We start from the raw sequence: 12,789 nt of genomic DNA, 5'->3' as shown, positions 1-12,789 counted from the left end.
CTTCCCGGGAAGCGGCGTTTACCGCTATGAGAAAGGATCCTAAAAACAGCTTCTAGCTACTGGCTTCCAGCTTCCAGCTCTTCTTGCTTGACTGGGCTCATACGCCTTGCGGCAGGCCTTTCAAGCTAGAGGCTGGAAGCTAGTAGCTAGCAGCTAATCAGCGACAGCCGGTTCCGGCTCAGCTTCAATCGTCTTTGGCACCAGATCGCCGCGCTTGATCAGTTCCACATCAAGGCAAAGCGACTGCAATTCGCGGATCAACACGTTGAACGACTCAGGCACACCCGGCTCCATCGCCGTCTCGCCCTTCACAATGGCCTCGTAAATCTTGGTACGGCCAAACACGTCATCCGACTTCGAGGTCAGCAGTTCCTGCAGAATGTAAGCCGCGCCATAAGCCTCCAGCGCCCAGACTTCCATTTCGCCAAAACGCTGGCCACCGAACTGCGCCTTGCCGCCCAGCGGCTGCTGGGTGATCAACGAGTACGGTCCGATCGAACGGGCGTGGATCTTGTCGTCCACCAAGTGCGACAGTTTAAGCATGTAGATCATGCCCACCGTCACGGGCTGCTCGAACTGATCGCCGGTCATGCCGTCATAGAGCATGGTCTTGCCCGAAGAAGGCAGACCCGCTGCGGCTAGCAACGCCTTGATTTCGCTTTCCTGTGCGCCGTCGAAGACGTTCGTGCCCAGCCAGATGCCGCGCTTCATACCACGCGCCACCCGCACCAGCATGTCATCGTCCAGCTCCTCAAGCTGATGCAGGCAAGCCGTACCAGCAAACTCCTTGCGCATCGTCTCGCGAATGAAGTTCACATCGCTGTTAGCCTCAACCAGCTCGGCAATCTTCTTGCCCAGCTCAGCTGCGGCCCAGCCAAGGTGCGTCTCCAGAATCTGTCCGACGTTCATACGGGAAGGCACGCCGAGCGGGTTCAGAACGATCTCCACCGGACGACCATCGGGCAGATACGGCATATCTTCCTCAGGAAGAATGCGCGAAATCACACCCTTGTTACCGTGACGGCCGGCCATCTTGTCACCCACCGAAAGCTTACGCTTCATGGCGATGTAGACCTTGACCAGCTTGATCACGCCCGGAGGCAGCTCGTCGCCCTTCTGCAGCTTGGCAACCTTCTCGTTGGTGATCTTGCGCAGCACTTCTATCTGGCGCGAAGTCATCTCTTCGATCTCATCGATCTGCTCGTTGACGCGGGGATCCTTGTCAGCGTAGCGGATGCGCTTGAGGTTCTTGGTCGAGATGCGCTCGATAGTGTCGCGGTCGAGCATCACGCCCTTGGTCAGCAGACGCTTGTTGGTGCGCTCGTCATGCAGATCGGCCAGCACTTCCTTGGCGCCCAGAATGCCTTCCAGACGCTTCAGACGCTCGTCGGTCAGAATACGGATTTCGTCGCCCAGGTTCTTTTCGAGCTTGGCCACGTACTCCGCTTCAATCTGCTTGGCGCGCTCGTCCTTCTCCTGGCCCTTGCGGCTGAAGATGCGCACATCAACAATCGTGCCTTCCACGCCCGGAGGGCAGGTCAGCGAAGCGTCACGCACGTCGCCGGCCTTTTCACCGAAGATGGCGCGCAGCAGCTTCTCTTCCGGGGTCAACTGCGTTTCACCCTTCGGAGTTACCTTGCCCACCATGATGTCGCCATGCTTGATCTGGGCGCCGATGCGGATTACGCCGCTCTCGTCCAGGTCGCGCAGTGCGTGCTCGCTGACGTTCGGAATATCACGAGTGATTTCCTCCGGTCCGAGCTTGGTGTCGCGCGCTTCGATCTCGTACTCCTCGATGTGAACCGAGGTGTAGTAGTCTTCGCGGACCAGCTTTTCGCTGATCAGGATGGCGTCCTCAAAGTTGTAACCGCGCCACGGCATAAAGGCCACCATGACGTTACGGCCAAGGCCCAGTTCGCCCTGCTCCGTGCAAGGACCATCGGCCAGTACCTGCCCCTTCAGCACGCGGTCGCCTTCGCGCACCACGGGCTTCTGGTTGATGCAGGTGTTCTGGTTCGAACGCTTGAACTTGATCAGCGTGTAGATGTCGCTGCCAACCTCACGCGAAAGCTGCGTGGGATGGTGCTCGCCTTCAACGCGGACAATGATGCGCTCGGAGTCAACCGAATCGATGATGCCGTTACGCTTGGCCAGAATGACCGCGCCCGAATCGCGCGCCGTCACGCCTTCCATACCGGTACCCACCAGCGGAGCCTCGGCCACCAACAGCGGCACCGACTGGCGCTGCATGTTGGCTCCCATCAGGGCGCGGTTGGCGTCATCGTGCTCCAGGAACGGAACCAGCGATGCAGCCACCGAAACCAGCTGCTTGGGGCTGACGTCGATGTAGTCCACTTCGGTCTTGTTCACCAGAACGAAGTTGCCCTGACGGCGGGCATTCACCAGATCTTCGGTGATGAAGCCGTCGGCGTTGAACTCGATGTTGGCCTGCGCGATGGTGTGCTTGTCCTCTTCCCATGCGGAAAGATAGAAGCTGTAAGCAATCGTATCGATGGTGCGCTTGCCAGCCTTCTTCAGCTCATCGTTCAGGCGGATCGCCTCATCCTTTTCCAGATGATCGCCCACACGCAGACCGCTCTCGCCGGCATTGACCACTTCCACGTAGTCCTGAATCTTCGAGTCCTTCACCTTGCGGTAAGGCGACTCGATGAAACCGTACTCGTTGATGCGGGCAAAGCAGCTGAGCGAGCTGATCAGACCGATGTTCGGACCTTCCGGCGTTTCAATCGGGCAGATGCGGCCGTAGTGCGTCGGGTGCACGTCGCGAACTTCAAAACCAGCGCGTTCACGCGACAAACCACCAGGTCCAAGGGCCGACAGACGGCGCTTGTGGGTGATTTCCGACAGCGGGTTGGTCTGATCCATGAACTGCGAGAGCTGGGACGAACCAAAGAACTCGCGGATGGCAGCCATTACCGGCTTGGCGTTGATCAGGTCATGCGGCATGGCCGTATTCAGTTCCTGATAGACGCTCATCTTTTCCTTGATGGCGCGCTCCATGCGTACCAGGCCGATGCGGAACTGATTTTCCATCAGCTCGCCCACGGCGCGCACACGGCGGTTGCCCAGGTGATCGATGTCGTCCACCACGCCGATGTTCTTGCGCAGCTTCAGCAGGTACTTGATGGTCGCGTAAAAATCCTCGGGCGTCAGCGTACGGTGATCGAGCGAGGTTGCGTCCTGGTTCTCATACAGCTTGATGTTGAACTTCAGACGACCCACGCGCGAGAAGTCGTACTTGCGCGCGTCGAAGAACATGCCTTCGAACAGAGCGGTCGCCGTATCGAGAGTCGGCGGGTCACCGGGACGCAGCTTGCGGTAAATCTCGATCAGGGCCTCTTCGGGCTTGTGAATAGAGTCGCGCTTGAGCGTGTTGGTGATGATGTTGCCGCAATCGTCGCGATCCGGGAAGAAGACTTCGAGCGAGGTCGCCTTGCTGGCAGCAATCTTGTGCAGACGATCCGCCGTCAACTCGACGTTGGCCTCGACCACCACTTCGCCCGTCTCGGTATCCACCACATCGGAGGCGGTCATCGCGCCATCGATTTCGGTGGCATCCACTTCGATCTTTTCAACCGCTGCGGCGCGCAGTGCCTTGAGCGTGTGCGCGGTGATCTTGCGGCCGGCATGCGCCAGCTCTTCACCATTCGCCACCACAGCCACGGCCGGCTTGGAGCCGAGCAGGTGCGTGTGCTGCTTGGGTTCCTGCGGAACAATCCACTGCAGCTTGTTGTCTTCGATCTGGATGCGATCAATCGTGTAGAAGCTCTTCAGAATCTCTTCATCCGAGCGCAGACCAAGAGCGCGCAGGAAGATGGTGCCCAGGAACTTGCGCTTGCGGTCAATACGCACGTAGAGCGTGTTCTTCTGGTCGTACTCGAACTCCACCCACGAACCGCGGTAAGGGATGATCTTGCCGAGGAAGTAAGTGCGGTTGTTGGCCGTCTCAAAGAAGACGCCCGGCGAGCGGTGCAACTGCGAAACAATCACACGCTCGGTGCCGTTCACGATGAAGGTGCCGTTCGGCGTCATCAGCGGAATATCGCCGAAGAAGACTTCCTGCTCCTTGATGTCGCGTACCGTCTTGTTGCCGGTCTCGGGATCCTTGTCGTAGATGGTCAGACGCACCGTGACCTTGAGCGGAGCCGAGAAGGTCATGCCGCGCTCCTCGCACTCCTGCTGGTCATACTTCAACTGCAGGCTGACAGGGTCACCGCACTTGTTACAAAAATCAGGCGTGTTCTTGTTGTACGTTCCGCACTTCTGGCAAAGCACCTCGCCCGGAAGGAACGGGTCGGTGATGACCATGGCGCCGCAATGGCAGCAGGCCGTGCGTAGGTGGTGGAGGCCCTTGAGGTGGCCGCACTTGCACTCCCAGTTGCCAATCGAGAAGTCGACAAAATCCAGCTGCGAGATGCCGCGGAAGTCGGTGATCGGGAAAACCGACACGAACACGGACTGCAGACCGTTGTCATCACGCTCGTTGGGTAGCTTGTCCATCTGCAGAAAACGCTCGTAGCTGCGCCTCTGCACTTCAATCAGGTTGGGAATCTGGGTTGCGGTGGGAATCTTGGAAAAATCGAGCCGGCTGCGAATCGCGCGCTTCTCGTTGGGCATGTCCACTCCTAAGACCCTTCTTTGCGAAGCCCTGTTTGGAGCTTCGCGCCGGCGCCCGAGTCTCAATCGCGCCGGCTGATTACGGTAAAGTCGTCCAAAGCCGCTTGCGTTCAGGCCCGTCCAGAAGGCCCTGCTGCATGCATGAGCCGGCCATCGGGCACACCTTCACCCAACTGCCGGCCGAATTCCCTCAAATGCTCTCGGGCTCCTGTAAAGAGCCTCGTAAATTTCCGGCGGTCCCCATTGCCGCACTGGCACACTCTGCGCTAGACTGCGCTCAACAACACGCTCCAGCAGTCCAAAGGAAGCCCTCTTCCTGCGCTACGGGCTCCAGACGGTGGGAATTTCTATGCGTTCTGGTCAAAAACGGGAAAAATTATTTCCAAGCTACGGATGGGAGACACGAAAAGCCCGTAAGGACGCGATGCCTCACGAGCGTGGCCTATAGCCCCAGCTCCCAATCAAATTCGTTTGACCTTTCGTCGCCGATCCCGATACCCGCTTCTGCCGATTGCCAGTCAGCCACTTGTCCTTCGTCAAAAGCCACCCGCCTGGTCTACAGGAAACTTATTGACAACAAGGCACTTAACTACCGGATTCAACCGCCCGGGTGCGAGCCAGTCTGCCTCGCGCCGACGGATTGAACGTGCCACTCCACGAACCCCGAGATGCAAACCAATGCGTGCCGTCCAGCACACAAAACTGTCAAGACAAGCCGAAGGGACGCGCAACGATTATCGTAGCGCGTCCCGAACGGACATGCAAGTCTTCGAAACCGAAACTACTTGATTTCGATGGTGGCGATGCCATCAAACTTCTTCTTGATGGTCTCGGCCTCTTCCTTGGTCGCGTTCTCCTTCAGAGCCTTGGGAGCGCCGTCAACCAGATCCTTGGCTTCCTTCAGACCGAGCGCGGTGACTTCGCGAACTGCCTTAATGGTGCTGATCTTGTTCGCGCCGGCATCCTTCAGGATGACCTGGAACTCGGTCTTCTCTTCGGCAGCCGGAGCAGCAGCAGCGCCGCCAGCCACAACCACCGGGGCAGCGGCTGCAGCCGAAACGCCGAGGGTCTCTTCGAGTTCCTTCACGAGAGCAGCAGCCTCGAGGAGGCTAAGGCCAACAATCTGTTCCTTCAACTGAGCGATATCCGCCATGATTATTCTCCAATCAGAATCTGTGAATTTGTGTTACTGGGCCGAGCTTCCAACCCGGAAAGTTTCCGATGCGCCAGACCTGCGCACTTTCCGGAGGTCCTTCAGCCAAAACCGTTGAAAGCAGCTATCAGCTTCTAGCTACTAACTTCACCCTTCAACCCCAAGTAACTAGCCTTTCATTCAGCACGGAAGAGCTGAAAGCTAGAGACTGGAAGCTGGGAGCTACCGCAGCTATGCCGCGGTGAACTTTTCCTTCTCGACGCCCTGGTTGATAACCACGGCCAGATCGCGACCGGTGGCACCAATAACCGTCGCCAAACGCTGCGCCGGAGAGTTGATGAGGAAGAGCAGCTTCGAGAAGATCTCTTCCTTGCCCGGCATGGTGGCCAGAGCCTTTACCTCTTCGACATCCAGCAGCTTGCCGTCCACGATGCCCAGCTTGAACTGGAACTCCGCGTTGTCCGACGCCCACTTTGCGAACGCCTTGGCCAGAGCCACGGGATCGCCCGAAGTGAAGGCTACCGAGTTGACGCCCTTCAGACCCTTCAGAGCCGCTTCAATCTGCGTACCCTTGCCGGCGATCGGGGCCAACTTGTTCTTGAGTACGCGGTAACGGCCACCCGCTTCGCGGATAGTCTTGCGCAGCTCAAAATCCTTGGCCACGGTCAGCTTGGCAAAGGTGCCAATGATTGCCGTCGTCGAACCTTCCAGCTCATGGGCCAGAAGCTCGACTTTCTCATTCTTTTTCTGCTTTGAAATCGCCATTATGTGCTCCGCACGGGGAACAGAGGTCAGTGAACAGTGGGCAGTTCATACTGCCCTCGACCCTTGTTCCTTCTTCCAAATCCTGCTTAAGCCTACCGTCAGGGACATACGCTGAACCCGCCGCCACTGTTCGCTGGCTGCTGTTCACTGTCCACTGCCTCTTAGTGCTTGGCTGCTGCGTCGGCCACGGCCGCATCAAGCGGCACGCCCGGGCCCATCGTCGAGCTCAACGTCATGCTCTTGATGTACTTGCCCTTGGTCGCCGAAGGGCGGCTGCGCACCACGGCGGCAACCACAACGCTGGCGTTGTCGATCAGCTTCTGGCTGTCAAAGCTCAGCTTGCCCACCGGAACGTGTACCAGACTGGTTTTGTCGGCGCGATACTCCACCTTACCAGCCTTGATTTCCTTGACCGCCGAGGCCACATCGAGCGTGACGGTACCGGTCTTCGGGTTGGGCATCAGGCCCTTGGGGCCGAGCACCTTACCCAGACGACCCACCACCTTCATCATGTCGGGGGTAGCAATCAGGGCATCAAAGTTGGTCCAGTTTTCCTTCTGGATCTTCTCGACCATCTCTTCGCCGCCCACAAAGTCAGCGCCAGCTTCCTGCGCTTCCTTCTGGCGATCACCGGAGGCGATCACAGCTACGGTCTTGGTCTTACCAAGGCCATGGGGCAGAACCACGGTTCCACGCACCATCTGGTCGGCATGACGGGTATCCACGCCCAGACGCATGGTCAGGTCGACGGTCTCGTCAAACTTGGCGAACTTGACCTGCTTAAGCAGCTCAACTGCCTCATCCAGAAGATACGACGGCTTAACAATCGCCGCACGCGACTTCGCAATATTCTTGCTGATCTTTGCCATTCTTTCCTCGTCTCCCACCGTTGCCGCATGCCCCTTGGCGGGGAATTCGCTGCCACCTGTATCAGACATGCCTTTCAGCCTGCCCAAAAAGCGACATCGGAACGAGTCCGGCAACCGTGGTACTGTTGACAGTTCGGAGTCCTGCTCCGAACGCACTTATTCATCGTATCGAAGTGGCTCGGGGATTGCAAGAAGCGGTGCAAAAACAGGGTAATTTTTTTCATTTTTCTCTCTCCCTGCAGATTCATTCGCCATCCGGCACTGGTTTGTGTCATTCTTTCAACCATGGGAAACAAGGACAAAGGCCGTAAAGAGACCAAAAAGACGCCCAAGCCCAAGCCCAAGCCCAAGCCTGAGCTCGGGCGCAGACCCGAACCCCTGTTCGTTCCCGCACCGTCAAAATAGTGCGGTTCGCCCGGAACATCACAGCCGCCCTCGTGCGGAACAAAAAGCCTTCCTTGCGGGAAGGTTTTTTGTTGTGGCTTCCGGCTTTGCCTGCACCTCTCCGGCAAAGAAGGAGAAATTGCTCGCTCCCTGCGGACGGTCTCTCTTCAGGCAGTCCGTGCGGGCCCCAAGCTGCACTGAACTCAACACTCTGCTCGTACGTACTCATTCATAGCACCCACATATCCAGTTCCGAGGTTTCTGATGCGCCGTTCCGCTGTCCTTCTCTCCGGTTTTCTGTTGGCCGCACATCTTGTAGCCCAAAGTGCCGCGCATCTGCCTCCGGTTGTGCCAGCGGGCCGCCCGGCCATTGGACTGGCCCTCGAAGGCGGTGGAGCGCTCGGTCTGGCGCACATCGGCATCATCGAGTGGATGGAGGAGCATCACATCCCCGTTGACCGTCTGGCTGGCACCAGCATGGGTTCACTGGTGGGTGCCAGCTATGCCAGCGGCATGACGCCCGAGGAAATGCGCGCTACCGCCACCGGCAATCCCTTCCAGGCGGTCTTTGCCCTGCAGTCGCCCTATGCGGACCTGAACTTCCGTCGTCGCCAGGACCGCCGCGAACTGCCCCAGGCCCTTTCCGTTGGCCTGCGCCATGGCGTCCATCTGCGCAATGCCCTACTGGCGGACCGCGGCGTCAACAACTTTCTGGCCACCATATTGGCCGACGAAAACACCACCCAGCTTGACTTCGACCACCTGCCGATTCCCTTTCGCTGCGTGGCCACCGATCTGAATTCCCTGGCCCCCATCGTCTTCGATCATGGACCACTGCCTTCCGCCGTGCGGGCTTCCATCTCTATTCCTGGCGTCTTTCCGCCCGTGCAGGCCGAAAACGGACACATGCTCGTTGATGGCGGCATCGTCGACAACCTGCCTGCCGATGTCGTCCGCCGCGATCTGCATGCGGACGTGGTCATTGCCATCCACATTGAAGACAGCAAGCTGAGCGCCAGCGACACCAGCTCGATTGCCGGTGTGCTCAACCGTGCCTTCTCCGCCGGCATTGCTCTGAACGTCGCCCAGGCCATGCGCTCGGCCGACCTCGTCGTGAATATTCCACTCGGCAGCTTTTCCGGGACCGATTATGACAAGGGCGAAGCATTGGTCCACGCCGGCTACCTTGCAGCCGAGGTCGATCGGGATGCACTGTTGAAGTACGCGCTCGACGATCAGGCCTGGGCCGCGTACAAGACCGACCGCAACCGTCGCAAGCTTCCGCACCCCGGCATATTACAGGCCGTGCAAGTGGAGGGTGGCGATACCGATGCCCAGGCCAGCGTCCGCAACAGTCTGAAGCCGCTGATGGGCAAACCCATCCTGCCCGCCAGTACCAATGCCGCGCTCAAACCCGTCACCTCAGCCGGCGGTTATGAGGCAACCTACCAAATATTCCGTCCGCAGGGCAGTATTTCTGCGTCCGACGGCAGTCCGGCTCTGTCTTACAAAGGCACGACCGCGCCTAACAGTAAAAACTCCCCGTCGGACGCAGGCCACCTCCAACCCGACTCCGGCCTGCTGATCCACCTGCAACCAAGCTCGTTAGGCCCGCCCTTCCTGCTCATCGGCCCGGAGCTGAACGCCACCACCTCCAACCCCATCCATATTCTGATGAACTTTCGCCTCATTGATCAGAATCTGGGCGGCTATGGATCCGAGTTGCGTGGTACAGCCCGCGTTGGCACCTCAAGCAGCATTTCCCTTGAGTATTACAAGCTGCTTTCGCACCGAGGCTATTTTGTACAGCCGCTCGGCGCAGCCAGCCGTGAACCGGTCTACATCTGGCAGAATCAGAAGCGCGTGGCCGAGCGCACCCTGCAGCGCATCTCCAGCGGCGTCGAAGTCGGCCGTACACTGTCGAACTCCGCGCAGGTTTCCGCCCTTTGGCGCGCCGAAAATACGCATTGGTCGCTGGTGGATGGCACGGGGGGCGGTCCGTTCCTCAATGGAGGCTCGCAGTCGGGCCAGCTGCGCTTCTCACTGGACCATGAGCAAGCAAGCGCCCTCAGCCCCAACGGCTGGCGCATCAATGCCTCCCTGGGTGCGCTCTATCATGCCCAGCAAAGCGTCAACGCTCCCATGGCGCACCTTACCTTCAGCCACATGCAAACCTTGGGCGAAAAGAACCTCCTCGGCTTCAGTGGGGACGCAAGCACCTACTTCCGCGCCAACGTGGCTGAACCTTATCGCTTTACCCTGGGCGGGCCGATGCACCTCTCTGCCGCCTCCATTGACGAGTACCGCTCCACGGACCAGTACCTGACCCGCGCTGGCTATCTGCGGCAGCTTGCAGCCCTGCCCACCGGGCTTGGCCAGGGACTGTACGGCACCATCGGCTATGAGGCAGGCGAGTTCTGGAGCCCTGAGCAGCACGCCACCCTGCGCGAGGACGGCCTGGTGGGCCTGGTCGGCAGCACACCGCTCGGCCTGATCACCTTTGGCGCATCGGTCGGCGATGCCGGCCATCGCAAGCTCTTCCTCACCTTTGGCCGCCTCTTCTAATACTTGTGCCGCATTCGTCGTTCAGGCCATGCCAATGCGCCGCAGGCGCTCTACACTTGCTCCAAGTGTTTTCAGAGGGGATGTCATGAATCCGGCCAAAGTCGACCGCGCTCACCTCATTCAACTGACGGACCTGCCGAATGTAGGTCCGTCACTGGCCGGTAATCTGCGCCTGCTCGGCTACAAGACACCACACGAACTGGTTGGCGCCGATCCCGTGACTCTCTATGAAGCCCTCTGCCAACGCGCCGGCCAGCGGCACGACCCCTGCGTGCTCGACGTCTTCCTCTCCATCACCGACTTTCTGGCTGGCAACGATCCCAGATCCTGGTGGGAGTACACAAAAGGTCGAAAATCCATGCAGAAGTGAGTCCCAGAATCAGGACGAAACTGTAACCGGCCTGACCTTTATAGATCCAATTCTGGCTTCTACCCAGCGCCGCATCTCGGGAGTGCGCTTTTCAAAGCACTCATACACAAGTTGTGCATACAGCCAGACCACGAGCATCACTGCGATACCTGCCAGCACGCTTTGCGTCACGGATTCCGCCATCGGCAAGTGAAAGATCATTTCCAGCAAGACCAATGCCGGAGCATGGACCAGATATAACGTGTACGAACTCCCCGCTGCCCGCTTAGCACAGCGTTTATAGAAGCTGGGCACTTGTCCATGCGCAGCCAGCAATATCGTACTGATCAAAAATACCGAACTCACCGTAACGACGAGCAGGCTGGTCGGCAATGAGCGCAGATGGTGACCGAAAAATGAATGCAAGGGAGTACCCGTCACGTTGTACTTTCCAACCATCGCCATTACGCCGACAAACTGCGCCACTGAAAGCGTCAGCAACGTTCTACGCATGCGCTCCGTGCGGATTTTCCACTCCGGCAGGATTGCCAGCGCAACTCCCAGCAGCCAGGGAATAAACAAAAGTACATTCGCCAGCCGCACATACCAGCACCAGAGCAGAAATGCTCCTGTCAGAAGCCCCTTCATGTTCGGTCCTGTCTTCCGGTTAAAAATGATCAGGAAGATCGGAAAGAAGATGTAATACCAGAACTCATTTGACAGACTCCATAAGGGTCCGTTGGAACCAAGATACGGTATGCGGAAGTGCTGCTGAAAAAAGAGATTGGCCAGAAATACTTTTGCGGTAAGTGTAGTTCTTACGTCGGAGGGAGAAAACGAAATCCGTCCATCGCCTGGATAAGCTGCACCCTTACCCAAGATATAGGCCCCGCCGCCATCAAACAGCGCACCTAAAATCAGGGCCGGAATCAACACCACATAGAGGCGCGCCAGGCGTTGGATGAGGTAGTTTTTCCAACTCCAGCTTCCCCTGTTCCTGCTGCGCAGAACGCCGCCGCCCACAAAATAACCGCTTAGGACAAAGAAGACAATGACCCACTCGTGCCCCAGTGTAAATATGCTGCCCAAAACTACTGCCAGAGTGGAGTGTGGCAATCTGAGTGCGGGAAATAGTTCTGTGCTGTGGCAGAAGAAAACGGAGATGGCCGCCAGACCACGCAGCGCATCCAAATGCGCAGACGAGGATTCGTTTACAGGTTTTTGAATATGCATTGATTCCAACTTTCTAGCTATTGGCTTTGCACTTACAGAAAAGTTCTGCTGAATGTATTGCGGATAGGAATGGCTGTACCCTGTTACGTTTTGAAGTTAGAAATTCTACGATTTTCTTCAGGTAGTGTGGACAATAAATAAAAGGAAGCAGAACAGCTTTCGTACATTCTAGCGAAAGTTGATCAAACCTGCATAAAAAAAAGGCCCTCCCCTAAGGGAGGACCTTCTCATTGACAGAAGCAGACTTGAACTAGGCAACCACATCGATGCCCATCGAGCGGGCCGTGCCCTTGATGCTCTTGATGGCGGATTCGACGCTGGCGGCGTTCAGGTCAGGCATCTTCTGGGTGGCAATCTCACGCACCTGCGCTTCGGTTACCTTACCCTTCTTTTCCTTGTTCGGCGTGCCCGAACCCTTCTCAATGCCAGCAGCCTTCTTCAGAAGGACAGCGGCCGGAGGGGTCTTGGTGACGAAGCTGAAGGTGCGGTCGCCGTACACGGTGATAACCACCGGGATGACGAGGCCTTCCATCTCCTTGTTGGAGGTGCGAGCGTTGAACTGCTTGCAGAACTCCATGATGTTGACCTGAGCCTGACCGAGCGCGGGGCCAACCGGGGGAGCGGGAGTGGCTTTGCCTGCAACAATCTGCAGCTTAACGTAACCGGTAATTTTCTTCGGAGGTGCCATGGTGTTGTTCCTTCGGAACCGGCTTTTAGCTCCTAGCTTTCAGCTACCAGCCGGTCATGCTCAACAAATTTTGGTGTCACAGTTTCAGCGTTTGCGTCCAACCAGTTGCGCTAGGAAACAAGCTGGCTAGAAGCTGGAAGCTAGT

General features: G+C 57.9%; 8 protein-coding genes. 2 read left to right on the top strand and 6 right to left on the bottom strand.

Annotated features, from left to right (window positions below):
- Positions 1-153 precede the first annotated feature (153 nt).
- The 4 genes from rpoB to rplA all read right to left on the bottom strand — a co-directional run bounded on the left by rpoB (position 154) and on the right by rplA (position 7,425).
- Complete coding sequence (gene rpoB / locus ACOBR2_RS07405; RefSeq protein ID WP_420239385.1) at positions 154-4,638, bottom strand: DNA-directed RNA polymerase subunit beta; 4,485 nt, start codon at positions 4,636-4,638, stop codon at positions 154-156.
- A 781-nt stretch (positions 4,639-5,419) separates the two neighbouring features.
- Complete coding sequence (gene rplL / locus ACOBR2_RS07400; RefSeq protein WP_420239384.1) at positions 5,420-5,791, bottom strand: 50S ribosomal protein L7/L12; 372 nt, start codon at positions 5,789-5,791, stop codon at positions 5,420-5,422.
- A gap of 231 nt (positions 5,792-6,022) precedes the next feature.
- Complete coding sequence (gene rplJ, locus ACOBR2_RS07395; protein ID WP_420239383.1) at positions 6,023-6,556, bottom strand: 50S ribosomal protein L10; 534 nt, start codon at positions 6,554-6,556, stop codon at positions 6,023-6,025.
- Between the two features lie 161 nt (positions 6,557-6,717).
- The gene (gene rplA / locus ACOBR2_RS07390) at positions 6,718-7,425 is read right to left on the bottom strand and encodes a 50S ribosomal protein L1 (protein ID WP_420239990.1); all 708 of its coding nucleotides are present in this window, start codon (positions 7,423-7,425) and stop codon (positions 6,718-6,720) included.
- Between the two features lie 648 nt (positions 7,426-8,073).
- Between rplA and ACOBR2_RS07385 the strand changes: the two genes are divergently transcribed.
- Together ACOBR2_RS07385 and ACOBR2_RS07380 are read left to right on the top strand one after the other, a co-directional pair.
- Positions 8,074-10,374: a patatin-like phospholipase family protein gene (locus tag ACOBR2_RS07385; protein WP_420239382.1), complete on the top strand. Its 2,301-nt coding sequence runs from the start codon at positions 8,074-8,076 to the stop codon at positions 10,372-10,374.
- Positions 10,375-10,459: 85 nt separating this feature from the next.
- The gene (locus ACOBR2_RS07380) at positions 10,460-10,744 is read left to right on the top strand and encodes a helix-hairpin-helix domain-containing protein (protein WP_420239381.1); all 285 of its coding nucleotides are present in this window, start codon (positions 10,460-10,462) and stop codon (positions 10,742-10,744) included.
- A 9-nt stretch (positions 10,745-10,753) separates the two neighbouring features.
- Here ACOBR2_RS07380 and ACOBR2_RS07375 read toward each other — a convergent pair whose 3' ends face one another.
- Entirely contained in the window at positions 10,754-11,956 is a 1,203-nt protein-coding gene (locus ACOBR2_RS07375; protein WP_420239380.1) for an acyltransferase family protein, read from the bottom strand.
- A 250-nt stretch (positions 11,957-12,206) separates the two neighbouring features.
- A complete protein-coding gene (rplK, locus tag ACOBR2_RS07370; protein ID WP_420239379.1) occupies positions 12,207-12,644 on the bottom strand; it encodes a 50S ribosomal protein L11 in 438 nt (145 codons plus the stop codon).
- Positions 12,645-12,789 lie beyond the last annotated feature (145 nt).

Origin of the sequence: Telmatobacter bradus (genome assembly GCF_048629425.1) — a bacterium.
Classification (GTDB): Bacteria; Acidobacteriota; Terriglobia; order Terriglobales; family Acidobacteriaceae; genus Telmatobacter; species Telmatobacter bradus.
Note: the sequence above shows the minus strand (reverse complement) of the source record. Positions and strands in the feature narration are given on the sequence as shown.